The sequence below is a fragment of the Pseudomonas yamanorum genome (assembly GCF_013386765.1).
In the GTDB taxonomy this organism is placed as follows: Bacteria; Pseudomonadota; Gammaproteobacteria; order Pseudomonadales; family Pseudomonadaceae; genus Aquipseudomonas; species Aquipseudomonas yamanorum_A.
In genome coordinates this window covers 495461-520863 of record NZ_JACARE010000003.1, presented here as the reverse complement: position 1 = coordinate 520863, position 25403 = coordinate 495461, and the positions used below count along the sequence as shown (strand labels likewise).

General features: G+C 60.1%; 29 protein-coding genes. 14 read left to right on the top strand and 15 right to left on the bottom strand.

Annotation, left to right across the window (positions count from 1 at the left end):
* Positions 1-68: 68 nt before the first annotated feature.
* The gene (locus HX875_RS02915) at positions 69-1754 is read left to right on the top strand and encodes a ShlB/FhaC/HecB family hemolysin secretion/activation protein (protein WP_177041472.1); all 1686 of its coding nucleotides are present in this window, start codon (positions 69-71) and stop codon (positions 1752-1754) included.
* Between the two features lie 27 nt (positions 1755-1781).
* Here HX875_RS02915 and HX875_RS02910 read toward each other — a convergent pair whose 3' ends face one another.
* Positions 1782-2189, bottom strand: coding sequence for a response regulator (locus HX875_RS02910; protein ID WP_177041470.1), 408 nt, complete (start codon positions 2187-2189; stop codon positions 1782-1784).
* Between the two features lie 66 nt (positions 2190-2255).
* Positions 2256-2447 (bottom strand): Flp family type IVb pilin, encoded by a 192-nt coding sequence (locus tag HX875_RS02905; protein ID WP_177041468.1) that lies wholly within the window; start codon positions 2445-2447, stop codon positions 2256-2258.
* Between the two features lie 314 nt (positions 2448-2761).
* Here HX875_RS02905 and cpaB point away from each other — a divergent pair, with 314 nt between their 5' ends.
* From cpaB to HX875_RS02865, 8 genes are read left to right on the top strand one after another with little or no spacing between them, the layout of a single operon-like run.
* The gene (cpaB, locus tag HX875_RS02900; protein WP_177041467.1) at positions 2762-3700 is read left to right on the top strand and encodes a Flp pilus assembly protein CpaB; all 939 of its coding nucleotides are present in this window, start codon (positions 2762-2764) and stop codon (positions 3698-3700) included.
* Positions 3701-3720: 20 nt separating this feature from the next.
* The gene (locus tag HX875_RS02895) at positions 3721-4944 is read left to right on the top strand and encodes a type II and III secretion system protein family protein (RefSeq protein WP_177041465.1); all 1224 of its coding nucleotides are present in this window, start codon (positions 3721-3723) and stop codon (positions 4942-4944) included.
* Positions 4941-6131 (top strand): pilus assembly protein, encoded by a 1191-nt coding sequence (locus HX875_RS02890; RefSeq protein ID WP_177041463.1) that lies wholly within the window; start codon positions 4941-4943, stop codon positions 6129-6131. The genes HX875_RS02895 and HX875_RS02890 overlap by 4 nt, the downstream gene beginning before the upstream one ends.
* Entirely contained in the window at positions 6128-7399 is a 1272-nt protein-coding gene (locus HX875_RS02885; RefSeq protein ID WP_177041461.1) for a CpaF family protein, read from the top strand. The genes HX875_RS02890 and HX875_RS02885 overlap by 4 nt, the downstream gene beginning before the upstream one ends.
* Positions 7400-7410: 11 nt before the next feature.
* On the top strand, positions 7411-8295 hold the full coding sequence (locus tag HX875_RS02880; RefSeq protein WP_177041459.1) for a type II secretion system F family protein: 885 nt from the start codon (positions 7411-7413) through the stop codon (positions 8293-8295).
* Position 8296: 1 nt separating this feature from the next.
* A complete protein-coding gene (locus HX875_RS02875) occupies positions 8297-9181 on the top strand; it encodes a type II secretion system F family protein (protein ID WP_177041457.1) in 885 nt (294 codons plus the stop codon).
* Between the two features lie 11 nt (positions 9182-9192).
* Positions 9193-9915, top strand: coding sequence for a tetratricopeptide repeat protein (locus tag HX875_RS02870; RefSeq protein ID WP_177041455.1), 723 nt, complete (start codon positions 9193-9195; stop codon positions 9913-9915).
* A 22-nt stretch (positions 9916-9937) separates the two neighbouring features.
* Positions 9938-10213 carry a DUF3613 domain-containing protein gene (locus HX875_RS02865; protein WP_177041453.1) on the top strand — a complete coding sequence of 92 codons (276 nt, stop codon included), beginning with the start codon at positions 9938-9940 and terminating at the stop codon, positions 10211-10213.
* Here HX875_RS02865 and HX875_RS02860 read toward each other — a convergent pair.
* Positions 10210-10998 (bottom strand): response regulator transcription factor, encoded by a 789-nt coding sequence (locus HX875_RS02860; RefSeq protein ID WP_177041451.1) that lies wholly within the window; start codon positions 10996-10998, stop codon positions 10210-10212. The two genes, HX875_RS02865 and HX875_RS02860, sit on opposite strands and share 4 nt — an antisense overlap.
* Before the next feature lie 113 nt (positions 10999-11111).
* Positions 11112-11597 (bottom strand): prepilin peptidase, encoded by a 486-nt coding sequence (locus HX875_RS02855; protein ID WP_177041449.1) that lies wholly within the window; start codon positions 11595-11597, stop codon positions 11112-11114.
* Positions 11598-11668: 71 nt separating this feature from the next.
* Between HX875_RS02855 and HX875_RS02850 the strand changes: the two genes are divergently transcribed.
* On the top strand, positions 11669-12109 hold the full coding sequence (locus tag HX875_RS02850) for a TadE/TadG family type IV pilus assembly protein (RefSeq protein WP_177041447.1): 441 nt from the start codon (positions 11669-11671) through the stop codon (positions 12107-12109).
* Positions 12106-14853: a PAS domain-containing protein gene (locus tag HX875_RS02845; RefSeq protein WP_177041445.1), complete on the top strand. Its 2748-nt coding sequence runs from the start codon at positions 12106-12108 to the stop codon at positions 14851-14853. Before HX875_RS02850 ends, HX875_RS02845 begins: the two co-directional genes overlap by 4 nt.
* Here HX875_RS02845 and HX875_RS02840 read toward each other — a convergent pair.
* From HX875_RS02840 to HX875_RS02820, 5 genes are all read right to left on the bottom strand, one after another.
* The gene (locus HX875_RS02840) at positions 14850-16874 is read right to left on the bottom strand and encodes a pilus assembly protein TadG-related protein (RefSeq protein ID WP_256348019.1); all 2025 of its coding nucleotides are present in this window, start codon (positions 16872-16874) and stop codon (positions 14850-14852) included. The genes HX875_RS02845 and HX875_RS02840 overlap by 4 nt on opposite strands.
* A 91-nt stretch (positions 16875-16965) precedes the next feature.
* Positions 16966-17523, bottom strand: coding sequence for a DUF4136 domain-containing protein (locus HX875_RS02835; RefSeq protein ID WP_003212927.1), 558 nt, complete (start codon positions 17521-17523; stop codon positions 16966-16968).
* A gap of 45 nt (positions 17524-17568) precedes the next feature.
* Positions 17569-18174, bottom strand: a complete 606-nt coding sequence (locus tag HX875_RS02830; protein ID WP_177041443.1) for a DUF4136 domain-containing protein — start codon at positions 18172-18174, stop codon at positions 17569-17571.
* A 24-nt stretch (positions 18175-18198) separates the two neighbouring features.
* The gene (locus HX875_RS02825; protein ID WP_076017967.1) at positions 18199-18948 is read right to left on the bottom strand and encodes a methyltransferase domain-containing protein; all 750 of its coding nucleotides are present in this window, start codon (positions 18946-18948) and stop codon (positions 18199-18201) included.
* Positions 18945-19250, bottom strand: a complete 306-nt coding sequence (locus HX875_RS02820; protein ID WP_177041441.1) for a MazG-like family protein — start codon at positions 19248-19250, stop codon at positions 18945-18947. The genes HX875_RS02825 and HX875_RS02820 overlap by 4 nt, the downstream gene beginning before the upstream one ends.
* A 153-nt stretch (positions 19251-19403) precedes the next feature.
* Here HX875_RS02820 and HX875_RS02815 point away from each other — a divergent pair, with 153 nt between their 5' ends.
* On the top strand, positions 19404-19697 hold the full coding sequence (locus HX875_RS02815; RefSeq protein WP_177041439.1) for a hypothetical protein: 294 nt from the start codon (positions 19404-19406) through the stop codon (positions 19695-19697).
* Between the two features lie 299 nt (positions 19698-19996).
* A complete protein-coding gene (locus tag HX875_RS02810; RefSeq protein ID WP_177041437.1) occupies positions 19997-20299 on the top strand; it encodes a DUF6124 family protein in 303 nt (100 codons plus the stop codon).
* A gap of 150 nt (positions 20300-20449) precedes the next feature.
* Here the strand turns inward: HX875_RS02810 and HX875_RS02805 are convergent, their stop codons facing one another.
* Positions 20450-20935 (bottom strand): DUF6392 family protein, encoded by a 486-nt coding sequence (locus HX875_RS02805; protein WP_177041435.1) that lies wholly within the window; start codon positions 20933-20935, stop codon positions 20450-20452.
* A gap of 189 nt (positions 20936-21124) precedes the next feature.
* Positions 21125-21589 carry a DUF6392 family protein gene (locus tag HX875_RS02800; RefSeq protein WP_177041433.1) on the bottom strand — a complete coding sequence of 155 codons (465 nt, stop codon included), beginning with the start codon at positions 21587-21589 and terminating at the stop codon, positions 21125-21127.
* Positions 21590-21630: 41 nt separating this feature from the next.
* On the opposite strand from HX875_RS02800, the gene HX875_RS02795 reads away from it, so the two are divergent.
* Positions 21631-21909 (top strand): DUF6124 family protein, encoded by a 279-nt coding sequence (locus tag HX875_RS02795; protein WP_177041431.1) that lies wholly within the window; start codon positions 21631-21633, stop codon positions 21907-21909.
* A gap of 110 nt (positions 21910-22019) precedes the next feature.
* On the opposite strand, the gene HX875_RS02790 is transcribed toward HX875_RS02795, so the two are convergent.
* The 4 genes from HX875_RS02790 to HX875_RS02775 all read right to left on the bottom strand — a co-directional run bounded on the left by HX875_RS02790 (position 22020) and on the right by HX875_RS02775 (position 25173).
* Complete coding sequence (locus tag HX875_RS02790; protein ID WP_177041429.1) at positions 22020-22493, bottom strand: DUF6392 family protein; 474 nt, start codon at positions 22491-22493, stop codon at positions 22020-22022.
* Positions 22493-23971, bottom strand: a complete 1479-nt coding sequence (locus HX875_RS33050) for an S-type pyocin domain-containing protein (RefSeq protein ID WP_177041427.1) — start codon at positions 23969-23971, stop codon at positions 22493-22495. Before HX875_RS33050 ends, HX875_RS02790 begins: the two co-directional genes overlap by 1 nt.
* Positions 23968-24375: a PAAR domain-containing protein gene (locus HX875_RS02780; RefSeq protein ID WP_177041425.1), complete on the bottom strand. Its 408-nt coding sequence runs from the start codon at positions 24373-24375 to the stop codon at positions 23968-23970. Before HX875_RS02780 ends, HX875_RS33050 begins: the two co-directional genes overlap by 4 nt.
* A gap of 315 nt (positions 24376-24690) precedes the next feature.
* Positions 24691-25173, bottom strand: coding sequence for a DUF6392 family protein (locus HX875_RS02775; protein WP_177041423.1), 483 nt, complete (start codon positions 25171-25173; stop codon positions 24691-24693).
* Positions 25174-25403: the final 230 nt, after the last annotated feature.

Sequence of the window (25403 nt, the reverse complement as noted above, 5' to 3'; positions counted from 1 at the left end):
CCGAACCGCGCCCCAGAACCCGGCGGGAATCCGCGAAACGCTGCTGCAGTTTGACCATGGAGTGTCCTATGCGCGCCCTGACGCCTTTGTTTCTGCTCACCTTCATTGCTTCCAGTGTCCACGCCGAGACCCTGCCCAGTTTCCTCAACAGTAACGACACCATTCGCAACCTGCCGGTGCCCAATCTCCCCGCCGATGCCTACCGCCCGGTCACCCCGCAGACCCAATTGCCGGAGCCGGCGGCCACCCAGGGCCAGCCGCTGTTGATGGACACCAAAGTGACCATTCGCAAGCTGCAAATCGACGGAGGCACGATCTACCCGCTCAAGGACGTGGCCCAGGTTTTCGAGCCGCTGATTGGTCACGAAACCACGGTCGCCCAATTGATTGAAGCCACCCGCGGCATCACCCGCCGCTACCAGCAGGATGGCTACCTGTTGTCCTACGCCTACTTGCCCGACCAGCGCTTCGAAAACGGCCTGGTGCACGTGGTGCTGGTGGAGGGCTACATCAAGGATTACAACATTCAGGGCGACATCGGTTCAGTCTCGGCCTACGTCGACAAACTGGCAGCCAAGCTGCTGGCCGAGCGCCCGCTGACCCGCAAGACCTTCGAACGCTACACCACGTTGATGGGGCGTATCCCGGGTGTGACGCTGCAGGCACAAGTACCGCCGCCGGGCACCACCGATGGCGGCACGCGCATGCAGATCCAGGCCTCGCGCAAACCCTTCACCAGCAGCATGAGCATGACCGACGACAGCCGTGGTGGCCTGCAAGCCCTGATCACCGGCACCAGCAATTCCCAGACCTCCATGGGCGAGCAGTTGAGCGTCAGTGGCCTGTTCCCGCCCGGCGAGGACAAGGAGCACTACTACCGCCTGGGTTACAGCCAGTTCGTGAATGCCGAGGGCACCCAACTGGTGGTCAACGCCGAGCGCTACCGCGCCGACCCACGCAGCAATGTGCAGCTGGACGGTGGTTTTGAACTCAAGCCCCACCAGGAAATTGACCGTTACTCCGTCGGCCTCAGCCATCCGCTGATCGCCTCCCCCACCGAGTCGCTGACCCTGGGCACGCGGCTGTATGCTGTGGACCAGACCACCCGTTATCAACTGGTGGGTTTCCCCCAACGTTTCGACCTGGAAACCAACCTGCGCGCCCTGGCGTTTGAAGGTGACTGGCGCAAATCCGACACGCGCCAACTGCGCATCCTCAGCGCCGGCCTGTACCAGGGCATCGACGGTCTGGGGGCAAAGACCCGCAGTGACTTCGAGGGCATAAAGCCCGACATCGACTTCTTCCGCCTGCGCGTCTCGGGTGTGCAGAGCGACAAGTTCTTCGACAACTGGCAAGGCGTCGCATCGGCGGCCTTTTACTGGAGCGACGACACCTTGCCCGACAGCGAACGGGCGACGTTCGGCGGGCAGAATTTCGGGCGCGGTTACCCGGATGACCAGGGCTCGGGCGACAAGGGTTGGGGCGTGGCGTATGAGGTCAACTACAGCTTCAACCGCAGCGGCGAGTGGGTAAAAATCCTGCAGCCCTACGTGGTGCTGGACAAGGCCAAGACCTGGTTCAACGAACTGCCGGTGAAGGGCAACAACATGTCGTCGGCGGCGGTGGGTCTGCGCTTCGGCGATAACAAGTACTACAACATCGCGCTGGAAGCGGCCAAGCCAATGTCGGACATCGCCCTGGACAGCTTCAATCGACGGCCGCGGTATACGTTGAGTTTCAGCTACCAACTCTGAACCCTGTAGGAGCGAGCCCGCTCGCTCCTACATGAGCCTGATTTTCGGAATGGGGAAAAGGCTGTTGAGGGTGTCGATCAACCGTACCAGGTAGATCGGCTTGCGAAACAGGTCCAGCACCTGCAAGCGCAGCATGTCACTGACATCATCCATCTCGGCATGGCCAGACATGACGATCACCGGCAGGTGCTGGCGTGAGGTGTGTTCGCGCAGGCGCTTGATCAAGGAGATACCGCTTTCCTCGGGCATACGCAGGTCGGTGATCACCAGGGCGATATCGGGATGCAGGGTCAACTCCTGCAAAGCGAAGGTGACCGAGGTGGCGGTAAAACAGACAAAGCCCTCATTCTCCAGCGACTCGGCCAGTTCAATGAGGGCGTCCTCTTCATCGTCCACCAAAAGGATTTGTTGCCGGGGAGACAAAGAGGAATTCATGGAGAAATGCCTGATGCGCAATAGATCATTCAGCGAGACCTGCACGTGTTTGCGCGAGGACCAGAGTCAGGTATGGATGGAGCCCTGTATCTGCGTAAAGACGCTTGTCACCGCGTTCCGGATGGGGGTAACAAAGGCAGCCAAGCCGATAGCAACCATCGCGGCCACCAACGCGTACTCGATACCCGACGCACCTTCTCTTGAGTAGAAAAAAATCTGGACTTTGATGAAACCCATGCGAACAAGATCAAGGAACATAATGACTTCTCCTTTGCGCCCATGGCGCTGGTACCGCGGCATTACAAAATGATTCCGGTGTGCCACTAGAGCATTGTCAACAAACCCCATACCAACAACTGTAAGAACTGATTAATCACAAAGTAGTAGTCGACAGACTGACGCCAAAAATCCACCTTTTTCAGAAGACTTGGAGATATTTTCTGCCCAGTAATGGCATTTTGTCCTAGCTGAACTACCTTCAAATAGCGAAATAGTTAGACGCTCGCAGTAACCCGAATACGCAGGCATTAGTAGGAAAGTGCAGTGGATGCAGCAGGAAAGGGAGAGCCTTCATGAACAGTCGGATTAGCTTGATTCTTGCCGGGCTGCTATTGGTAGGTGCATTGATTGCAGGCTACTGGGGCCTGGTACTCAGCCGCCCTGCCCCTGTCGCCCCGCCCGTACCCCCATCACCCGACGTTGTACAACCCGTAGCCGAAGACCAGACACGCCAACCCGTGGTGGTCCTGGCCCATGATGTTGCCCCCTTTGTCGTGCTTACCGCCGCCGACCTGACCCTGGAAAGACTGCGCACGGTACCCGCCGGCAGCCTGACCAGCCTCGACCAGGCCGTGGGCAAGATCCCTTGGCGGCCGCTGCCGGCCGGAACCTGGCTGACCGAAGAGAGCTTCAACTCCGGCGGCACCCTGGCGCGAATGATCCGCCCCAACGAGCGAGCCCTGGCGGTCGCGGTGGATGAAGTGATCGGTGCCGGCGGGCAACTCAACCCGGGCGACTACGTGGACGTCCTGCTCTTCCTGCGCCAGGAAGCCAGCAACCCGCAGCAGTCCGCACAAGTGGTGGTACCCGCCTTGCGCCTGCTGGGCGTGGGCGATCAATTGGGGTTGACCAACGATGGCCAGCCCGGCTCCGTACCACCGAGCACCCCGGACGAAAAACTCAAGGCACAGCAGAATCGCGCCAGCGCACGCACGGTACTCCTCGCGGTACCCGAGGAGCTCATGAGCCGGCTGATGCTCGCGGCCCAATCCGGTGTGTTGCGCCTGGCTGTACGCAGTGCCGACGAACAACTGCTGAGCCAATACTGGGCCGGTGAAACGGAGTCCGCGATTAACCTGGAAAACACCAAGCGCGATCTCTATCAGTTCAACCAATTGTCTTTCAGCCCGGCGCCCCTTAACAGCTTCGGCCAAGCCACCGCCAATGGTGCTCCAAAACGCTCGGGGGTCGAGGTGATACGCGGCAACCAGGTGACTCAACAAACGCCCTGAAAGTGCTAAGGATGCCTTGAATGAGCAGTCGTACCGTGTGGTTTTTTTCGCGAGTATTCGGGGCTCTTTTCACCCTGAGCCTGCCCGTCGGGGCGGCACTGGCAGCGTCAGGTAACTGCGCTGGCCTGGGCCAGCTTCCGGCGGTGCTGCAGGTGGGCGAAGGCACTCAACAGGCCATTCAATCGCCGGTGCCGATTACGCGGCTGGCCATTGGCGATCCGAAAGTGGCCGATGTGCAGGTCAACGGCAACCAGGCATTCCTGCTCACCGGCATGGCGCCTGGCACCACCAGCCTGATGGTCTGGACGGCCTGTTCCAGCAGCCCGCGCCAGAGCATGGTGTTCGTCCAGGGCAAGGCCACCTCGGCCCTGACCAGCCTGGCCCTGTCGCCGTCCGATGACCCGACGCTGCCCAGCCAGGTGCAAACCGACATCCGCTTTGTGGAAGTCAGCCGCACCAAACTCAAGGAGGCCAGTACCTCGATATTTGGCCGGGGTGGCAACTTTCTGTTCGGCGCCCCAAACAATGTCGCCAACGCGGCAGCCACGGGGTTTCGCGGACTGCCGGTGAACAACGACACCTTCAACATCGGCTTTGGCGGCGGGCGTGTCTCGGCCATGATCAACGCCCTGGAAAGCAGCGGGTTTGCTTACACCCTGGCCCGCCCAAGCCTGGTGGCGCTCAGTGGGCAAAGTGCGACCTTCCTCGCCGGTGGTGAAGTGCCGATCCCGGTGCCCAGCAGCGGCAGCAACACCATCTCCATCGAGTACAAGGAGTTCGGTATCCGTCTGACCCTGACCCCGACCGTCATCGACCATGGGCGAATTTCCCTGAAGGTCGCGCCGGAGGTCAGTGAGCTGGACTACAGCAACGCCGTCACCATCCAGGGCATCTCGGTACCGGCGCTGACGATCCGCCGTACCGACACCAGCATCTCCCTGGCCGACGGCGAAAGCTTCGTGATCAGCGGCCTGATCAGCACCAACAACACCTCCAGCGTCAGCAAGTTTCCCGGCCTGGGCGACATCCCGATCCTGGGTGCGTTCTTTCGCGACTCCAGCGTCAGCCGCCAGGAAAAAGAGTTGCTGATGATCGTCACCCCACACCTTGTTCAGCCCCTGGCTGCCAACGCACAACTGCCTTCGTTGCCAGGAGAAAAACTGCGCAACTACGACCCTAACTGGTACCGCCTGTATTTCCTCGAAAACGGCAATTTCGACCGCCGCAGTGGACTGTCCGAATGAGCGAGAGCCTGAGCCAGACCTTTTTGGCAATCACCCGCAACACCACGGATCTGGAATGGCTCCAGGGTGCACTCGCGCCCTTGGGCCAGGTGGTCAGCGCTGGCGCTGGCAGCCTCGACGAATTGTTGGCGCTGGTGGACGTGACCTTCGCCAACCTGGTGTTCATTGGCCTGGACCGTGAACACGTGACCACCCAGTGCGCCCTGATCGAAGGCGCCCTGGAAGCCAAGCCCATGCTCGCCATCGTGGCCTTGGGCGACGGCATGGACAACCAGCTCGTGCTGAACGCGATGCGTGCCGGCGCACGGGACTTTGTGGCCTACGGCTCACGCTCCAGTGAAGTCGCCGGCCTGGTTCGCCGACTCAGCAAACGCTTGCCGGCGGTTACCCCCAATGCCCACTTGGGCGGGCTGACCGTGCTCTACGGCACCCAAGGCAATGCCGACGGCGCGCTGATCGCCAGCCACTTGGCGTTGGTGGTGCAAAAGAGCGGGCAGCAAACGTTATTGCTCGACCTGGGCCTGCCACTCGCAGACAGCCTGGCATTGCTGGGGCTGGAAAGTTCTTTTCATTTCGGCGATGCCCTGCGCCACCTGCGCCGCCTGGACTCGACCCTGATCAACAGCGCGTTCACGTCAGCCGAAGCAGGCCTGCGCATCCTCGCCTATCACACTAACGACGAGCCGCTGGAGCGTACCAGTGCGGCCGAGCTGTACATGTTGCTCAGCGCCCTGCGCCAGCACTTCCAGCACATTGTGGTGAACCTGACCGGGCAGCCCGACAGTGAAGCCTTGCGCACCTTTGTCAGCCATTGCGACAAGCTGCTGTGGTGCACCGACCAAAGCGTGCCGGACTGTCGCCGCAACCTGGCGGTGCTCAACCTGTGGCGCGAAAAAGGCATGAAACTGGACCACGCCCGCCTGCTGGTGGACCGCTACCTCAAAGGCGCCGCCCCGGACTCGGAAGCGCTGGAAAAAAGCTTCGGGCTGGAAGTGATTGCGGTATTGCCCTGGAGCCCGGAGGTGCGCCTGAGCGCGAAAAACCAGGCCCAGACCCTGTTCTCCCTGGCGCCTCGGGAAAGCCTGACGCAAGCCTTGCGGACCTTGGGCGAGCGCCTGGCAAAACGCTCCGAAGGCCTGGAAAAACCCTCCACCAACTGGCTTAACCGCCTGCTGAGGACCAAATGAGCGGCGAGAAGCTGTTTGGTGTTCCGCCGCGCGGCAGCGTTGGCAACACCGATCACGACGGTCTGAAACTGGTGCTGCATCGCTACATCATCGATGCCATCGAAGAGTCGGGGAAAAACCTGCTGGAAGGCACCCGCCAGTCCCTGGCGCAATTTGTGATCGACAAGGTCGCCGAATACATCACGCGTATGCACCTGGCGATTTCCCGCTATGAGATGGAACGGCTCGCCGAAGAGATCGTCGATGAGCTGACCGGCTTCGGCCCGCTGGAAGTGCTGCTGCGCGACCCGACCGTCACCGAGATTCTGGTGAACGGCCCGCACCGGGTATTCGTCGAGCGCGATGGCCTGCTGCAGCAGAGTGATTTGCGCTTCATCGACGACCACCATGTGGAGCGGGTCATGCAGCGCATCCTCGCGCCGCTGGGACGGCGGCTGGATGAGTCGTCGCCGATGGTCGATGCGCGCCTGCCCGATGGCAGCCGGGTCAATGCGATCATCCCGCCGATTGCCCTGGACGGGCCCTGCCTGTCGATTCGAAAGTTTCGCAAGGACATGCTCAAAAGCAGCGACCTGGTGGCCATGCAAACCATCGACCAGGCGATTTTCGATTTCTTCCAGGACGCCGTCGGCAAACGCTGCAACATCCTGATCAGCGGCGGTACCGGCACCGGCAAGACCACGCTGCTGAACATTCTCAGCCAGTTGATCAACCCCCGCGAACGCCTGGTCACCATTGAAGACGTGGCCGAGTTGCAACTGGGTCATCCCCACGTCGTGCGCCTGGAAACCCGCCCGCCCAACGCCGAGGGGCATGGTGAGGTGAAAGCCAGTGACTTGATCCGCAACGCCCTGCGGATGCGCCCCGACCGGATCATCCTCGGCGAGATTCGGGGTGTGGAAGTCATCGATGTATTGACCGCCATGAACACCGGCCACGACGGCTCGATGAGCACCGTGCACGCCAACAACGCCCAGGACGCCCTGCTGCGCCTGGAAACCCTGGTGGGCCTGACCGGCCGGGTGGTGGCGGAAAAAACCCTGCGGCAAATGATCTGTGCGGCGCTGGACGTGGTAATCCAGCTGACGCGCCTGCCCGACGGCCGCCGTTGCGTCAGCGAAATAGTGGAAGTGGTGGGCATCCGCGAGGACGTGTACGTCACCAACACCCTGTTTCGCCACGACAAGCGCACCGGCTTCGGCTTCCTGCGCGAAGCCATCAATCCCGCGGGTGACAAGTTGCGCCACGAAGGCCACCTGCCGGTGTAGGAGGCAACCCGATGATCGTTCCGATTTTGCTCGCCCTGCTCGCCGTGGCCTTTCTGGTACTGGGGATAGGCCTGCTGCGCAACGGTTTGCGCCAGGCCCAGACCGATCGGGTGCTGGTGCGCCTGGCCCAAGGGCAACCCCAGTCCATCAAAGACAACGCGGTAGCCACCAGCCTGGAGCGCACGTTTATCCGTGCAGGCCTTGGCAGGCCGACCGAACGCCTGGGCCTGTGGCTGACCCTGTGGGCCGTTGGCGCCCTGCTGGGAGGGCTCCTGGGCCAGTGGATAGGCCTGTTCGTGATGGTGGTGGCACCGCCTTTGGCATTACGCCTGTACATCGCCGTACGCTACCGCCGCCGGCTGCGCCGAATGATCGAGCAACTGCCGCAATTGCTAGACCACGCCGTACGCAGCCTCAAATCCGGGCGCACCCTCGCGGATGCGATCTTGAGCGGCATCGATGCCAGCGACGACCCGTTGAAAAAATCCATGGGCCGCATCAAGCGCAATGTGCAACTGGGTGTCAGCCTGCCCGATGCGGCTCAAGACTATGCCGAGTTTTATGAGCAGGATGAACTGCGCCTGTTTGCCCTGGGCCTCAAGGTCAACCACCGCTACGGAGGCAACGCCAGTGAGCTGCTGGAAAACCTGATCAAGATGATTCGCGAGCGCGACCAGGGCGCCCGGCAATTACGCGCCATGACGGGGGAAACCCGAGTGACCGCGCTGGTACTCGCAGTGCTGCCGGTGAGTGTCGCGGGCTACTTCCTGATCGTTAATCCGACGTACCTGATGGCCATGTGGGATGACCACAGTGGCCAGCGCCTGATGCTCGCAGCATTCGCCTTGCAAATCACCGGCTGCGTGGTGCTATGGCGCATGTTGCGGAGCATATGAGATGGCAATAGTGATCAGTGCCGTATTGTTTCTAGCCGCGTTATCGCTGCTGCTGGCCAATATCTTGAGCAGTCGTCGTCAACAACGCCTGGTCACCCAACGGTTGCAAGGCGAGCCGGGCCGCAACGACAAGATGAGTGAGTGGTTGCACCAGTTGGGCAGTACCCGGATCGGCCAGCGCACCGTCAGCCTCGACAACGAAACCCAAACCCTGCTCAACCGCATGGGCTGGAGAAAGGCCAGCCAGCGTTCGATGTTCGCCGCCTGCCAGATCGGCTCGCCGATACTCCTGTTGGGCCTGACCGCGCTGGCACTGAATGTGTTTTTTCCCGACACCGAGCATGGTGCTGTGATCGCCCTGCTGGGCCTGATCATCGGTTACCTGCTGCCCAAGCGAGTCCTGGTTTCTCTCGCCAAAAAGCGCCAGGCACAAATCGGCCGGGAAGTGACGACCTTCATTCCCCTGGTGCGCATCCTGTTTGAGTCCGGCATGGCCGTAGAGCAGGCGCTTCGGGTCATGGCCTACGACGCACAGAAACTGTTGCCGGTGCTGACCGCCGAACTGCGCCTGGTGCTGGCGCGCGTCGATTCGGGACTGGAGCTGGGCGAAGAACTGAACAAGGCCAGTCAGGTGCTGGCCGTGGATGAACTCACCGACACCTGCCTGATCCTCCAGCAGCTGCTGCATCAGGGCGGCGGTGCGATGAAGTCACTGCAGTCGCTCAAGCTGCTGCTGGATGACCGGCGCCTGACCCGCTTGCAGGAATACATTTCCAAGATGTCCGCCAAGATGTCCGTGGTGATGATGCTGTTCCTGTTTCCCGCACTACTGATCGTATTGGCCGGCCCTGGCTTTATCGCCATCGCCAAAGCCTTCACGTTTTAAGAGGACATGCCATGAAGACCGTGATGATCGCCTGCAGCCTGTTGTTGTTGGGCGGTTGCGCCAGTAACGGACAGCTGCCGTGGGCAGGGTTCAGCGCGCAGGGCAGTTGTGCCAAGCCCAATTCCAATCAGGAGTTGTCGCTGAACCTGGCCGACGACATGGCCAACGAGGGCAAGCTGCACGCCAGCCTGGCCAACCTGCAAAACCTGCCGGACACCCTGCCCCAGGTGCGCCAGCGCCAGGCCAAGGTGTACCGCCTGCTGGGGCGCAGCGAAGCCGAACCGTTGTACCGCAGCCTGCTCGGCACCTGCATGGCTGCCGAAGGCGAGCACGGCCTGGGCCAACTGGCCGCCGCCCGGGGTGACAACGGCCAGGCCATGGCGCACTTGCAACGCGCGGCGAAGATGTCGCCCACCGACGAGAAAATCCGCAACGACCTGGGCGTCGTGTACCTCAACCAACGGCGCCTGGAAGATGCGCGCTTTGAATTCCTCACGGCCATGGAGCTCAAGCAGAGTGATCAACTGGCAGCGATCAATCTGGTGACGCTGATGATCTACCAGGACAACTGGGAGCAAGCCGCACAAGTGGCCAGCCGCATGGGCCTGAGCCCCGAACAGGTGACGCAGGCCCAAGCGCGGGCGCAGCAACTCAAGGCGCCCACATCAACGGCGGCAGCGCCGAAGGATCAGGTCGCTGCCGTCAGCGACGTGCCGCCGGCGTCGGTCAAATAGGTTTCTGAAGGGAGTACACACGATGAAACTCACACTGCTTGCCGCCCTGCTCTCAGCCAGCGTGCCGCTGACAGCGCTGGCGATTGAACCCGGGCCGTCTTCGCCACAGCAAAAACAGACCGAGGGCTGGCTGCAGATGCAAGTCAGCGGCGAACGGGCGTCCGCCAAGGTGCAAAAGGCCACGCCCGCTGAACGCGACCTGGCCTTGCAACGTTTGCTGGAGAGTTACAAGTACCCTATTCCCGAGTACTACGACCAGAAACAGGGCGGGAATACCCCTGGCGGTACCAGTAACTAGTGGGCAGTAACGCGCTGGCGTGCCGCTGAATTGCTCGGCGACAACGCCAGCGCCAACTGCGTGCGGTTGTGCATGTGGGTCAGGCGCAGCACCTGAGACACGTAGAGTTTCACGGTGTTTTCAGTGATGCCCAGCTCACAGGCAATTTGATAGTTGGTCTGGCCCTTGCCTACCAGCCTTGCGACATCCAGCTGGCGCGGGGACAGTTGATTGAAGATCGCCGGGATTTCAACACGCTCGATGTCGCTGACGTCGCCATCCGCTTCATTCGGCACGGCGGATTGCGGGCTGCTGCGCACCTTGTCGAGGTCATGGTAAAGATCGTCAATGGACGCCGAAAGAAACTGCAGCTTCTGGTTCAGATTCCCCAGCTCAAGGTTTTTTTGCCGGTCTTGCAGCGCCACGGCCTGGCGCTGTAAGCCTTCCAGCAGTTCGTCCAGGTTGATTGGCTTCTGGTAGTAATCGGCAATCCCGGCGCGCAGGGCCTTGATCACGTCTTGCTTGTCTGCGCGACCGGTCAACATGATGGCCTCAAAAGCGCGCTGCTTGCCGGCCAGGCGTTGCAGGGCCTGGACCAGCTCGATCCCGTCCATCTCGGGCATATGCAGATCGCACAGCACCAGGCCGATCTGGGCATCGTCGCGAAAGCGCTCGATGGCCTGCTGGCTGGAGTGGCAAGGGACACAACGGTAACCGTTGCTTTCAAGAAATTCGCAAAGCTCTTCCACGATCAGGGGCTGATCATCGACAACGAGCACTTTCACTTCAGAGGTAAGCTTGTTCACGCGCTACTCCATGCCTGGGCAAGCCAAAGACCGACCGATCCATTCCGACCACTTTCCTATACAACCTACCCATAAACGTAGACGTACTTTCCTACTATGTACATAGCGATACCCTACGTGGCGACTAATGGGATCCAAAACCAGGCGAGGCCAAAACCGGCCAATAAAAACGGCACGAACGGCTGCTTGGCCGAACAGGCCGGATCCAGGTGCTGCAAGGTATTCCTAACCCCTTGATTCATCAGCGGCCACAGCCTGGGGGCCAGTAGTAGCCAAGCCGCGCTGGCGAGGCCTGCGCCGATAAACGTGCCCAGAATGTAGAGGGAGTTGGTCGCCAGTCCCAAGGCCGCGATCAGTTTCACGTCACCGGCCCCCAGACGGCCCAGCGCGTAGCCGGGCAGGGTGAACAGCAGCGCCAGGACAAAGGCCACGCCACCCTCGACAGCCGGCGCGCCGAGCCAGGTGGTACCGCTCCAAAGCAGGTAGACCAGCGCCAGCAGGCCGGCGCCGAGGGTCAAGCAGTTGGAGATCTGACGTACACGGATGTCTTGCACAGCGCACAGCGCCAGCCAAACAAATAGGACGAGGCTTTGAATCACGTAAAAAAAATCCCTTTTTGCTGAATGATTCTATGCTGATATCAGGTAGTAGCAGTCAGGGTAGACGAGTCATGAAAAAAGACCTCCCTAGAAAGCAGAAAGGTGCCGCCGCGCTGGAGTTCGCGATGGTCTTCATGATTTTTTTTGCCGTGTTTTATGGTTTGGTCAGCTACAGCCTGCCGTTACTGCTGATGCAGTCCTTTACCCAGGCCGCCGCCGAGGGCGTACGGCGCAGCGTCGCACTGGACCCCGCCACGGCCAGCTACCCAACGGCACTGCCCCAGCAGGCCATCGCTGCCGCCCAGGCGCAACTGACGTGGATCCCTCCCCAGTTCAAATTCCTTCCCACGTACGTCACGGCAACCTACACCCAGGCGGGCCTGTTGACGGTGTACATCAACTACCCGACGTCCAGCCTCCAGAGTGTGTTGCCGTTCCTGGTACTGCCAGGCTTTGGAACCGTCCCCGCCCTGCCCCCCACACTGTCCACCCAGTCGAGCATGCAGTTTTGACCTCAGGGGATAAACTGTTCGGCCGCCTGCTCGGTCGCGGCAATCCGTTGGCTGCCGATGCGCCGACAGCGACGCCAACCACCGCCGCGCTGCTGTTCTACCTCGACACCCTGGGCCAGGTGGTGGACATCCAGGGCCCGCTTCGTCATCGACTGGAACCGCCCGGCACGCACTCGCAACAGCCGTCTTCGCTGCTCGAATACCTCACGCCACAGAGCAGCCTGGTGATCGAAGGCACGCCCGGCGACTGGCAAGGGCAAAGCCTGGACCTGGCGTTCAAGGGGCTTGCCGGGCAAACCCTGCATACCCGTGGCTGGGTGCAACCGGAGGGCAAGGGTTGGCTCCTGCAACTGCTGGACATTGGCGACCTGGTTGCTCATCGCCAACTCACCCAGGTACGCGAACACAATCAGCGCGTCAGCGATCAGATCAGCGAACATCTGCGGGTATGCAGCCTGGCACGCCTGCCCGAGGTGCTGCAGGACACGCTCCAGACCGTTTCCCAACACTGGCATATCCCCAGCGTCGCCCTTGCCGTGCTGGACGAGGCAGGCCAGGAGTGGCGTATCCAGGGCCATTACACCTCACACGATGCGCCGGCACTCTGGAGCAACGGGCAAGCCCTGGGCACCAGTCTCGACAGCCTGGGGGCCACGGCACCGGTGAGCCTGGAAGTACACCGTGGCCACAGCGACCACCCGCGCCTGCAAGGCCTGTTTGGCAATACCGATGGTTTTCTGGTGCCCTACCGCGACGCCCATGGCGTCGCCGCGTGGCTGCTGTGCGGCTTTTACCGGGCACAGGCCCACACCAACGACCGTGACTGGCTGCAACTGGCCGCCGCCGTCGCCACGCCCCTGCTCAACCGCCTGCGGGAACAGCGCCACCAGCAGCAGCTGGATCGCCTCGAAGCGCTGCAAGGGCTGCTCGGCACCGGCTGGTGGGAGTTGCCCCTCCACAGCGAAGACATTGAACTCGCCCCGCAGCTGTTGCACACCCTCAGCCAGGGCGAGGCGGCCACCCGGCTATCGTTGCCGATGTGGCTCAACCTGATCCACCCCGCCGACCGGGAAGAACTCGCCAGCCGCCTGCAAGACCTGAAAAACCTGGGCAAGCCGCTCTCCACCAGCGTTCGCCTGCAACGTGCCGACGCGGGGTTTAACCCCATTTGGTACCGCGTGCAAGGGCAAGCGCTGGGCTCGGGTGAGCACCGTCGGCTGGTGGGCTTCATGCTCGACATCAGCGACATAAAAAACCAGCAACAACAGGCCGCCGCCGCCCACGCACGGCTGGACAACCTGATCGCCAGTTCCCCGGCCGTGATCTACGTGCAGCGCTATGTCGAAGGCACGTTGCAACCGGTGTTCTTCAGCGACAGCCTGCTGCCATTGCTGGGCCACACCCTGGCCGACTTCACCCCGGCGGCGCTGAACCAATGGGTCCACCCCGAAGACCGCGACCTCTACTTCGACCGCACCCGCCAACTGCTGCGTGAAGGCCACGTGAGCTGCCGCTACCGGGTGCTCGACAAACAGGGCGATTACCACTGGCTGCTGGATGAAGCCCGGCTGCTGCGCGACGACCTGGGGTTGCCCGTGGAAGCTGTGGGCCTGTGGCTGGACGTCACCGAATCGACCCTGGCCGCGCAACGGGTCAAGGACAGCGAGGAGCGCTATCGGATCCTGGTGGAAGACTCCCCGGCCATGATCTGCCGCTACCGCCCGGACCTGACCCTGACCTTCGGCAATACGCCCCTGGCCAACTACATGGAATGCCGGCCGGACCAGTTGCCGGGCATGAACCTCAGCCAATGGCTGTCGGCAGAACAACACGAGGCGTTTGTGCAGCGCATCCGGCAACTGACCCCGGAGTTCCCCGTGAGCACCGCCGAAATCAGCCTGCAACTGCCGGGGCGTACACACGCCTGGTGGGTGTGGTCGGACCGTGGCGTATTCGACGAGCAGGGCCAGCTCCAGGAAGTGCAGGCCGTGGGCCGGGACAACACCGAAGTGCGCCGCTCCCAGCAGCAACTGACCCAGAGCGCCAAAATGGCCACCCTCGGCGAAATGGCCACGGGCCTCGCCCACGAGATCAACCAGCCGCTGAACGTGATGCGCATGGCCATCGTCAATGTGCTCAAGCGCCTGAGCAATGGCGATGCCCAAATCGACTACCTGACCGAAAAACTCCAGCGCATCGACGCCCAGGTGCAGCGCGCCGCCCGCGTGGTGGACCACATGCGCGTGTTCGGCCGCCGTTCGGAAGTCGAACAGCAGCCCTTCAACCCGGCGCAGGCGGTGGAAGGCACCTTGTCGTTGCTCAGTGAAGGCCTGCGCGGCAAAGGCGTGGAACTGCGCGTGGTACAGCCGGACGTTACGGTGCAGGTCAAAGGTTATGTCGACCAACTGGAACAAGTGCTGATCAACCTGATGGTCAATGCCCGGGATGCCCTGCTGAGCAAGCGCGAGCACAACCACGATTTGCAACCGTGGATCTCGGTGCAGATCGAGCACGACAGCCGCCATGTACGCATCTGGGTGGAGGACAACGGCGGCGGGATTGACCCGCGGCTGCTGGAGCGGATTTTCGAGCCGTTCTTCACCACTAAACCGATTGGCGTGGGCACCGGCCTGGGGTTGTCGGTGAGCTATGGGATTGTGGAGAACATGGGCGGGCGGCTGAGCGTCGCCAACAGTGAGCATGGGGCGAGGTTTTGTGTGGAGTTGCCGGTGGTCGAGGCCTAGTTCACCAGGGCTGCTTGCCCGTGAGGCCGGCAACTGAGGTTGGCGCCCACTTCCACCGCATTCAGGTTCACCCCAAGGTTCGACAGCAAGGTGTTCACCAATGGATCGAGGATCGGGCTGAGCACTCCGCCGATAATCGTGCCCAGGGAGCTGTTGAGCCCGTTGAGCAGCGTGCCTGTCGTCTGTAGTAATCCGCCCAACAGATTGAACCCCGTCGGCTTGTAGACCTGGAACTGAATGCCGCTTAACGCGTTGCTGATGGCGCTCAACAGGTTGGTCGTCGACGAGGCGTAGTACTGCGCCGGTATGACGTTGATTTCGGGCGGCTGATTGTAGGTGTGAGGAGGCAGCGTTTGCACGGCGGCACCCACCTGAGCACTGACGCTGAGGCCTATGCCGCCACCGTAGAACGGCTTGCGGGTCGCCGGGTCGCACGTCGTCGGGCCGAGCCCCAACAACGGTTTGAAACAGGTAATCGCGCCGATATCGACCACCGGCAGCGGCGCGACCGGATCGAGAGCCGTGTTGTTGTTGAATGCGTTGATCAACTGCGGGCTCTGACCAATTTTCACGTTCACCAGTGAGGCGTTGGTTTGGGTGGTCAGGGTCTTGGTGGCATCACTGGCGCAGGTGAAGCCGGTGACATAGCTTTCAGCCGTACCTAGTTCCAGAACCACGTCGATCCTCGCCGCCGGCGGGTTCGAGGAAGAGGACAACACTTGCAGGTCCGTACGCTGACAATAGCCGCCCAGCACACACAACAGCGAACTCACCGTTCCGCCCAGGTTCAAGCTCAACAGGTTGTTCAACACGTCTGAAAGTGGCCCGACCAAGCCGTTCAAGGCGGTGTCCACCACCGGCAAGTCCAGCACCGGCAAGCCCAGAGTCAGGCCGACGCTCATTTGAGCCGTTCTTACATAAATTCGCGTCGCCGGGGTTTTATCTTTGGCATAGGTAGGGTCACCGATCGCTGACAACTGCGGTGGCTGAATCACCTTTACCTGAACACCTGCATTCACCAGCCCCGGGATATTCACCGGGATAGTTGCCACCACCCCGTTCTTGGTATTGGCCAATTGCACAAAGGCTTCCGCCAATTGGAACACGTTCAGGCTGGTGTTCAGCCCCGCCGACACCGCCCCTGTTTGCAACTGCAACAGGCTGCCCAGGGTCACATCCAAGTTGCCGATTATCGCCTTGATACTGGTGAGGCCACTGACCGCCACGCTGGCCGTACTGCCGCCGGCATTGAGCACTGTAATCGCCGCATCGAGCAGTTGGCTGATCTTGAGGTTCTTGGTCAACAGTTGATCGTAGGCCCCCGCCGTGACGCCTACATTCAACGCCAACTGGTTGAGGAAACTCAGCAAGTTGATGTTGGTGTCGACCAAGCCTTGCCAACCGGCCACGCTGAGGTTCAACGAACCGCCCAACAGTTGGCCGAACAGCAGGTTCAGCGCGGCCGACTTGGTCGAGTCCACGGTGACCAGCGTTGATTTGATCGTCAGCTGTGCCTGGGGCGGCAGGATCTTCGGCGCCGCCACGGCGACGGCAGCCAGTTGGGTGTTCACGTTGTAGCCGCCACCATTGGCCATTGCCCAGAGGCCCCCGGCAACACTGGTCATCACCGGGCGCGAAGCGGTCACCTGGATGGCGTCGGTCTTGGTCGAGTCGGCGGAGAACACCCGCTGGTTGGTGGCCCCGGTTGTCAGCACCCCGCACTTCACTATCAGGGCACTTCCCGGCGGGATCACATAACCGTTGCGCACGGCACTGGCACCGGCATACGTGGGCGCGGTGTTGGTGGCGGCCAGGCAATCACCTTTGCGCTGCACCGCCTCCAGCACCGCTATGTCGGCGATCGCCTGCAACTTGCGCTTTTCCATGTACAGACGACCGCTGTCGACGACCAGCAGCAGAAACACCAAGGCGATGCCCAGGGTCGCGGCCGCCATCAAGCCAATCGCACCACGCTGCCCAGCAGGCCCGGCCACGCGGCCGCAACGAACTCGGGGAGACATCAAGCACTCCTTTGCCGGCTCAATGCCGGGCGCCTACTCTCCTGTGTTGAGGTTGAGTGTAGACAAGGCTGCGTGGCGTGCTGGCCGGATCTCAGTGCGGCGGGTAGTTGGAAAGCACCTTGGTCACCGTCGCACGAATAGCCGCGCTACGGTCTTGTGGTTCAGGCGAGCTGGCGAGGATCTGCTCATCGCTGCCACGCCACACCAGCTTGCCGTCCTTGCCGTCGAGCAAATCAATCTGGATGGTCGCCACCTTGTAGGTGATGTTGCGGGTTTCGTTGTACATCGGCGCGCCCCAGTAACCATTCCACGGGCCGCCCCAGGCGCCGCCGTAGTTGGTGGTGACTTGTTGCTGGCGGTCTTCGACGATCAGGTAAGTCTGTACATTCAGGTCAGCCTTGGTGCCCGGCGCCGCAGGGCGCAGGCCGCGCTGGTCGAGTTGCTCGCCCACGGCCTGGCGGATGCGCTGCTCGGTGAGGTCACTCTTGATCCGCGGGTCATCCGGGCGGTATTGCAACGCGGGTTCTTTCCAGCTCCAGCTGCGGTACGCACCAAAGTCCCGGCTGGCGTCAAAATCGTGGTTGACCTGACTGGTCTGGCAACCGCCCAGCAACACAACAACAGCAAGTGCAGCGATACGACGAAGCATGGTTGTTCTCCAAAAGACGATCCGAGCCTGAGATGAGAATAGCTGCTAACTGGGCGGGTAGGCAGTCATTGCCTTTTGCATCGCCTCACGCAGGGCATCGGCGCGCTCGCCGAGGCTGCCCTGGCTCGCGGTTTCTGCGCTGGTGCTCCATACCGGCTGGCGGGTGCGGGCATCGAACAGGCTGATGCGTGCCACCGCCACCGTCACTTCATAGGTGCGTACCACCGGCACGCTGTTGTACATGCCGTAGCCGTTGCCATAGCGGTTATAGCCGCCGTAGCCGTAGCCATAATCGTCCTGGACTTGGCGCAGGCGTTTTTCCAGGCGCACATCGGCGCTCACCAGCAGGTCGGGGGTACGGTTGTCATGCAGGGGGCGCAGGCCACGCTGGTCGAGGGCGCCGCTGACCGCTTCGGCAATCTGCGCCGAATCGGCCCAGGCCGAACCCGCCGGCAACTGGTTGTTGAGCCAGGCCCAACTGCGGTAGGCACCATAGTCGCGCACCGGCGCCGGGTAGGCGCTGGCATCAAAGGTATTGGCCGCCTGGGCAGGCGCCGGTGGCATCGGGGCAGACGCCGCCACATACGGGTTGGGGCTTTGGCAACCCGCCAGGCCCAGGCCCAGCAGGATCAGTCCAAGACAGCGCTTCATTTCGACCTCCGCAGACTGGGCCGCTTAAACCGGACGGCAGATCCAGTGCAAATAACGCCCAAGTCCGGCAAAGCTTGGGTGACGACGGTGTGCGAGCTCCATCTCCAACAAGTCCTGCAATTCGGCGCGGGCCTGGAATTCCACCGGCATATAGTCGTGGAACACCCGCACGCCACTCTGGGTTTCGACCTGCCACAGGCCCTCGAGTTGCGTCGCCAACTCCCGTGGGTCCAAGGGTTGTTGCGGCGTGAGGCTCTGTTTTTCGCCGGCCATGTCGTTCTTGCGCATTTTGCGGAAATGGCCTTTGAGCAGGTTGCGGTAAATCAAGGCGTCGCGGTTATAGAACGCCAGGGACAGCCAGCCACCGGGGGCGGTCAACTGGTGCAACACCGGCAGGATCGCGTGGGGCTCGGCCAGCCATTCCAGTACGGCGTGGCACAGCACCAGGTCGTAGGGTTCGGTGAGTTGGCCCAGCAGATCCTGCCACGGTGCTTGAATGAAAGTGGCCGTCTGCCCGGCTTCGGCGAAACGCTGGCGGGCGCCTTCGAGCATCGGCTCGGCGGGTTCGGCCAGGGTCACGTCGTGACCACGTTCGGCCAGCCACAGCGACATATGGCCCAGGCCCGCGCCGATATCCAGCACCCGCAGCGGGCGGTCCGGCAGCGCTTCAATCAGGTCGGCCTGGAGCACGGCCAGGCGAATCGCACCTTTGGCGCCGCCGTAGATCTTCTCGGCGAAACGGGTGGCCAACTGGTCGAAATGACGGTCGCTCATTTGGCAAACCGCCGTTCGCTGTCGGCCAGTTTGGCCTGTACCACTTGATCCATGTCCAACCCCAGCTCGCTGCACAACAGCAGCAGATACAGCACGATGTCACCGACTTCCTGGCCGGCATGGGCGAGTTTGTCGGCGGGCAACTGGCGCGACTGGTCTTCGCTCAACCACTGGAAAATCTCCACCAGCTCGGCCATTTCAACACTGGCGGCCATCGCCAGGTTCTTGGGGCTGTGGAACTGCTTCCAGTCGTTGGTATCGCGGATGCGGTGCAGGCGTTCGGTGAGGTGTTCGAGATTCATGGGGCGCTCCTGAAGGTGCATAGCTTCGGGCGCAAGCCGCGCGAAGGCAAGTGAATCCCTGTAACGCGTAAACCTCTATGCTAGTAGGGAACTAGGGTTGAGTATTAACGACCAAAGCCTCAGCTACGCCCACCTTTTCATCAGGACACACACATGCAGGTAGAAAGCTTCTTCGAATGGCTGGGCCAGGCGCTCGGTTCCGTGATCCGCTTTATCGTCGACGGGCTCAGCGGGTTGTTCAATGCGCTGACCCACGCGGGCGGGAATTTTATCGACGGGCTGTCGCATACGCTGGGCATGGACACCTCGATCATCAGCATCCTCACCCTGATTATCGGCCTGATGCTGCTGTACTCCGCGGTGCGCGCGTTCATGCGGGCGTCGATCATCATGGGGATTATCTGGTTGATGCTGGGGTTGTGGTTGTTGAGCTGGGTGGTTCGCTAAAAGGGCCAGCAGGGTAAATCCCTTTAATTTGACGGACGTTTCCGAGACAATCTTTCGGCCTTGTGCCTGCCAGGACCGGTGGCTAGTCTTCGCTCCTTCACTGCATATCAGTGATCGGGTTTAGTCGCCCGAGTTCAGACAGGCGCATGTCTCCCATGAGGTTTTATGGTGGCTGTGCGCAGGGCACCCTCGGGTGCGCCGGAGTTTTCCTGTCTGACCGGTCGACTAACCTGCGTATAGCCGCCACCCTTCGTTTAGTCGCGACAGGGCCGGCTCCTTAATTAGACAGGAGCTACGCCATGAATAAACTAGTCCCCGATCCACCCAGCGACATCCTCAACGACCGCGCCGCCTTCAATCGCGCCCTCGAACACTACCTGCCATCGCAAGGCTTCCACACCATCAACGAAGACCTGAGCTTCGAAGATTCCCTGCTCTACACCGCCAGCCTGCTGAGCAGCGCCTCGGCCACCGCGCTTGATTGCGGCGAGCTGCTGGAAAGTCCACAGCGGGCGAAGATCCTGGCCGTGTGGCACTTGCTGGAAATTGCCAAGACTACTGTCGACCGATCCATCGAGTGCCTGCACCCCCGCAAACCCTGACACTACGCGGTCAAAACTGTGGGAGCGGGCTTGCTCGCGAATGCGGTGTATCAGCCAATACATCCGGCGACTGACACACCGCTTTCGCGAGCAAGCCCGCTCCCACATTGGATCTGCGTCGCCTTTGGTGCCCGCGCCGGAGTCGCAATGTCAGTTATGGCCTGTATCAATCAGCGCGAACGCGAGCGATTTAACCATCAGGTCTGCGGAGTAACTGAATCCCACCCGAGTATTGGGGTGCGCGATTTCATCTAAACGGTAGGCATCCCACCCCCCGAACATTTGTCCCCCACTCCCCGGAATCCTGGCTGCCTCCCTGGACGCCATAGGTGTGCCTAGCTGACCACGGACGCTGGATCTACTCATGCTTAGCTCGAACGGTAAAGGCAAACTACCCTTATAAACTTCGTCCCCTTCGCCCGTTGGAATCAGTGTTAAGAGAATCTTCTCAAGCTTTCTGGCTGTCCCCCAAAACCACAGCTCTACTCCAACAACGGGATATAGAATCAATTCATCATTGTCTTCCCCAGCCTGCAACGGAACCAGTGCCTGATCAGGGATTACATTCTGGCTAACTAATTCATCATAGTTACGGCCCAGACTCTTAATCCATTGGCTAATCGTTATGGCATTCATCAGTAGCACTCTTATTCCTGATTGGTGTTGTGCACCTTGAAAAGGAATATCTTCACCTCGGCCTCGCAGTGCCCATTTACTAATGTACAACAGGTTTTTAGCCTCGCATCAACGCATCAACGCATCAACGCATCAAAAACAAGGCGGAACGCGCCTTTGATTTCACAAGTAAATACGCGCTCTTTGACGTCAGCGGCCAGAATTAATCAGTGAAAACCCCATGGAACAAACCTTATCGTCATTACGGTATTGAAAGGCCACTTTCGTATTCACCAAGGGCGCAGCCGCCAGACGATAGGCCTCCCCAACACCATAACCCCTGGACCGCAGTATCTTTATCGGCTCTTTCGACTCAAAAGGTTCCCCAAGAATCGCCTTAACGCCTAGGCGGTGCATGTTATGCATGAATGGCGAGGGCAACTCCCCGGTATAAACAGATGCACCATCGACCATCCTGATCAGCGAAAAGAGGATTTTTTCAAGGGTTGCTGTTTCTGCCCAAAACCATAGCTCCACTCCCGTCTCAGGTCTCTGTATCAGATACTCGTTGTCGCCTCCTTTTATAGAGGGTTCTAGAGGGACATTCGAAATCGCACCACCAACCAGAAGTTTGCTGTAGGTGCAACCAAGCCCTGCAACCAAATTATTGATCATTGCAACATCCATCAGTACCACCCCTGTTTCTGGTTGATCTCATGCATCTTGGCGAGTGCTTCTTCGAGGTCCCCCGTGACGAAGCCCTCTTCAATCTGCCGTCGCAGGGCTTCCACACCATCAACGAAGACCTGAGCTTCGAAGATTCCCTGCTGTACACCGCCAGCCTGCTGAGCAGTGCGTCGGCCACCGCGCTTGATTGCGGCGAGCTGCTGGAAAGTCCACATCAGGCAAAGATCCTGGCCGTGTGGCACTTGCTGGAAATTGACAAGACTACTGTCGACCGATCCATCGAATGCCTGCATCCGCGTAAAGTTTAGATGCAACAGGGGCGCGTTTATTTTCGGTTAAATAAACACGCCCCCAATTCGATGCCTCTGAGTTTTCGATTTAAAAATGCACTCTCCTTTTGCCTTAACCGCAGGAGAACTCAGTCATGGCCTTTATCGACCAAGGTGAACGTGAGTGTTTTCACCTGCAGGGTGTCTGCATAAGTAAGTATCAGCTTGGTATTAAGGGCTGTGCCGGGGCCAAGCAGGTAGGCATCCCAACCTCCAATAGACGTGTTGAGGGGCAGCCTTGTGAAGCCCTTCGAGGCCATCGGAGGCCCAAAAGCCGCGCGCACACTTGAGCGGTCCATCACAGGCAAAAAGGGTGTAGGTAACTCGCCCTCGTAAGATGTCATGCCTTCCATCGTCGTAAGTAAGACGATATTGAGGGTTTCCAAGCGCATGGTCTGCGCCCAAAAAATCAGCTCAAGCCCATTTCCCGGTTTAAGGGTCAGCAAGTCTCGCCCTGTGTAGAGTTCACTTAGGGGGGTGTCGGGTATTGCTCCCTCAGCCACTAAGGCCTCGTAGTGGCGACCAAGGCTCTTCATCCAATATGCAATGGTTTTGGCGTCCATCAATACCACCCCTGTTCCTGACTGAGTTTATGCAATTGTTCCCGGGCAGCTTCGATACTGTCTTCGGCGAAGCCTTCCTCCAACAACCCACGCTTGATTGCGTCAAAATTCCTATCTACTGCTATGCGCAGGCCTGCAACATCCTGCAGTTGTCTGGCCTTGGTGTTGCGGCCGCCATAAGTCTCACTGTACTTCTGGTGGACACGGGCGGGTATTGCAATAGCGGGAGCCTGTTTCAGATAGGTTTGAATTTCCTGATCGGTGATTCCCGGGAAGGCCTCCTTCAAGCTGAGTTCAAGCGCTTTCTGCGAAGGTATGTGATCAATATCCAGCCCGTCTCGTTGGCTTCGTGAGCTGAGGTCACCGTAAATACCCACCTCCAAAGGCGTTACTGCCGGCTTGGCAAACACCAAATACAACGGCAGCACACCCGAATCAGCAGGAAACGTGATGATCGTATCCTGCCAGGTAACATCCTCAGCAGCCCGCCCAGGGTAGTGCGTAATTCCCGTATCCCGCCCCACCGGAATCGGATGCACCAGCAGGTTATCCAGCCTCTCAGGCGTGCCGGGATAAGGCGTCGGCGCATTCACCACTGGGCCGTTGTTTGGCGTCCAGGTGATGGAAATACCGTCCAGCACCGCCACCATCGCGCTCTTGTCGGCGTTCCATCGGGCCTCTGTCACCGGCACACGATCCGTACCAGTACCGGGCCTTGTATGCAGGCCGTAAACCCTTATTTCACCCGCCTCATCCAGACGAAACTGGAAGCGCACCCGGGTACTGGCAACTTGCATGCTCGCCAGTTGCTCCGGGCTATACAGCGTTGAATCACCGATATCCCGTGGCCAAAACGCCAACATCACGACATTCAACGCCGAGCTGGCTCCGGCAGCAGCCCCGGTAAGTCCACGAACAGCCCAGGCACCAATATCCGCGCCCAGCGTTCCCGCAACACGCCCAACTGCGCCACCCGTACCTGTCGAGCCCATCAGTGCTACAGCGCCAAAATTGGCTGCACGTTCAGGAGTCTCTCCAGCGGCTGTCGAACCAACCGGCACTGACACGCAGGACTTGGCGAATACGCACATGCTTGCCGGCGGACTCGTCATCGCGGGTGTGGCGAAACCGGAAAACGGCGGGCTGGTAGCGGGCGGTATGCTCGGTTGAGCAACACGGGGCTGCGGGGCCGGCTCGATGTTCTGATACATCAGGTTTTGATTGGCGATCAACGTGGGCGGGGGGCTGCATTTACACCGGCACAGATCGCCGTCCAGAGCCGTGTTGCGCCCTTCCCACGTTTGAACCAGACGAGGGCCGATGCATTCGATAACGCCCAGGCTTTTGCACGCAGGGCACTCGACTTTGTCACCTTCCCGGGCAATCAATTTCCCTTCGATTTCTGCGCCATCAAGGCCGGCCTTAACCACACCGTCTGCCGTGGTTTTCGCACCGTCTGTGATGTTGTAGCGCCTCACATCTGGCTCTCTATCAAGTAGCCAGGCTGTAGAAGCCCCGGAATACTTTCGCCGTCTGCGTATTCAACAATCAATACATCCCTTTGAAGACTGCAGGTCACCGTGTCGCCGTTGTCAGTGGCACTGCCCACAATCACAATCGGTCGCCCCTTGAAGGCTGCCGCGAAACCCGCGCCCGACACTATCTCGGTTTCAGTGCCGTCCGGATAACGCACCCAGTCGCCGACGCAGGCGACACGGTGTTCGTGAATCTTTATGCCGGTGCTGGCAGTAACTATCTCGCCGCCCATACGAGTCTTGGAACCCAATGTTGCATAGTGATAGGTCGCTTTGACTGGACGCGCTGCTTGCTTGGCCATGAATTCGTCCATCAGGCGTTGGCCTTCCGTTTCTGCATTTTCCATATTGCTTTCCTTTTCTGGCGCCCAAGCGGGCTCGAACACCGCGAGGGTGTTGATTGATCAGTGACGGGATAGCGCCGGTATGGCGTGAAAAGGATGTTGCTGAACAACCCAGGACCTAACAACTGACCGTTCGGCTAGGTTCTTGCAAAAAACGAATAACGCCACGCCCATCAAAGTGTCATCTGTAGGAAAGCCACTCCCTACATTGGCCCTCCGTCTCCGCTAACGGCCAGTGGCAGTCCAGCTACGTAGGAGATCAGTCATGTTTCATAGGGGCGGCCCAATTTTTTGACCCATTGTGTAATGACTGCGGCGTCAGTCGGGCCCCATATCAACCAAGGTGACCGCCAAACCACAGACGGACTTATCTGGCGAATATTGCGCACCTACCTTCGCACTCGAGTGAATCTCTGCGCTGAGACGATAGGAGTCCCATCCTCCTGTGACTCCAATCGGCAATGGCAATTTCATCGGCGGTTTAGACTCGTGAGGCACCCCAAGCATCTTGTGGAGACTCTCTTGGCTCATAACGCGGGTAAAAGGCGCGGGCAGATCTCCTGTATAAGGTGGCTCTCTCTTGGCAAGCGGGATCAAACAAAAAACTATCCGCTCTAATCGCATCGTCTGCGCCCAAAACCACAGCTCAACACCTGGCTCTGGCTTATCGATGAAATATGTATTTTCACCCGTTGCAAATAGCGGCTTTATCGATCCGTCACGAAGTAGATTTTCGCCGCATAACTCGCCGTAAGTACGGCCCAAGCTTTTTACCAAGCAAGCAATTTTTGCTGCGTCCATCTACCACCCTTGCGCTGCGTTGACCTTTTCTCGCGCCCAAGCGCGCCTGAGCACCACAAGGGTGTTGATTGATCAGTGACGGGATAGCGCCGGTATGGCGTCAAAAGGATGTTGCTGAACAGCCCGAGACCAAACAACTGACCGTACGGCTAGGTTCTTGAATAAACCGAATAGCCTCACGTCCATCAAGGTTTCACCTGTAGGAAACCCACTCCCTACATTGGCCCTGC

Coding starts and splice junctions, on each gene's coding strand:
- HX875_RS02840 (WP_256348019.1), bottom strand. CDS start 16,874: ATGTCTCCCCGAGTTCGTTGCGGCCGCGTGGCCGGGCCTGCTGGGCAG.
- HX875_RS02780 (WP_177041425.1), bottom strand. CDS start 24,375: ATGGAAAATGCAGAAACGGAAGGCCAACGCCTGATGGACGAATTCATG.
- cpaB (WP_177041467.1), top strand. CDS start 2,762: ATGAACAGTCGGATTAGCTTGATTCTTGCCGGGCTGCTATTGGTAGGT.
- HX875_RS02830 (WP_177041443.1), bottom strand. CDS start 18,174: ATGAAGCGCTGTCTTGGACTGATCCTGCTGGGCCTGGGCCTGGCGGGT.
- HX875_RS02895 (WP_177041465.1), top strand. CDS start 3,721: ATGAGCAGTCGTACCGTGTGGTTTTTTTCGCGAGTATTCGGGGCTCTT.
- HX875_RS02915 (WP_177041472.1), top strand. CDS start 69: ATGCGCGCCCTGACGCCTTTGTTTCTGCTCACCTTCATTGCTTCCAGT.
- HX875_RS02905 (WP_177041468.1), bottom strand. CDS start 2,447: ATGTTCCTTGATCTTGTTCGCATGGGTTTCATCAAAGTCCAGATTTTT.
- HX875_RS02865 (WP_177041453.1), top strand. CDS start 9,938: ATGAAACTCACACTGCTTGCCGCCCTGCTCTCAGCCAGCGTGCCGCTG.
- HX875_RS02825 (WP_076017967.1), bottom strand. CDS start 18,948: ATGAGCGACCGTCATTTCGACCAGTTGGCCACCCGTTTCGCCGAGAAG.
- HX875_RS02810 (WP_177041437.1), top strand. CDS start 19,997: ATGAATAAACTAGTCCCCGATCCACCCAGCGACATCCTCAACGACCGC.
- HX875_RS02870 (WP_177041455.1), top strand. CDS start 9,193: ATGAAGACCGTGATGATCGCCTGCAGCCTGTTGTTGTTGGGCGGTTGC.
- HX875_RS02795 (WP_177041431.1), top strand. CDS start 21,631: ATGCATCTTGGCGAGTGCTTCTTCGAGGTCCCCCGTGACGAAGCCCTC.
- HX875_RS02805 (WP_177041435.1), bottom strand. CDS start 20,935: ATGAATGCCATAACGATTAGCCAATGGATTAAGAGTCTGGGCCGTAAC.
- HX875_RS02875 (WP_177041457.1), top strand. CDS start 8,297: ATGGCAATAGTGATCAGTGCCGTATTGTTTCTAGCCGCGTTATCGCTG.
- HX875_RS02820 (WP_177041441.1), bottom strand. CDS start 19,250: ATGAATCTCGAACACCTCACCGAACGCCTGCACCGCATCCGCGATACC.
- HX875_RS02775 (WP_177041423.1), bottom strand. CDS start 25,173: ATGGACGCAGCAAAAATTGCTTGCTTGGTAAAAAGCTTGGGCCGTACT.
- HX875_RS02835 (WP_003212927.1), bottom strand. CDS start 17,523: ATGCTTCGTCGTATCGCTGCACTTGCTGTTGTTGTGTTGCTGGGCGGT.
- HX875_RS02880 (WP_177041459.1), top strand. CDS start 7,411: ATGATCGTTCCGATTTTGCTCGCCCTGCTCGCCGTGGCCTTTCTGGTA.
- HX875_RS02885 (WP_177041461.1), top strand. CDS start 6,128: ATGAGCGGCGAGAAGCTGTTTGGTGTTCCGCCGCGCGGCAGCGTTGGC.
- HX875_RS02890 (WP_177041463.1), top strand. CDS start 4,941: ATGAGCGAGAGCCTGAGCCAGACCTTTTTGGCAATCACCCGCAACACC.
- HX875_RS02800 (WP_177041433.1), bottom strand. CDS start 21,589: ATGATCAATAATTTGGTTGCAGGGCTTGGTTGCACCTACAGCAAACTT.
- HX875_RS02790 (WP_177041429.1), bottom strand. CDS start 22,493: ATGGACGCCAAAACCATTGCATATTGGATGAAGAGCCTTGGTCGCCAC.
- HX875_RS02910 (WP_177041470.1), bottom strand. CDS start 2,189: ATGAATTCCTCTTTGTCTCCCCGGCAACAAATCCTTTTGGTGGACGAT.
- HX875_RS02815 (WP_177041439.1), top strand. CDS start 19,404: ATGCAGGTAGAAAGCTTCTTCGAATGGCTGGGCCAGGCGCTCGGTTCC.
- HX875_RS02850 (WP_177041447.1), top strand. CDS start 11,669: ATGAAAAAAGACCTCCCTAGAAAGCAGAAAGGTGCCGCCGCGCTGGAG.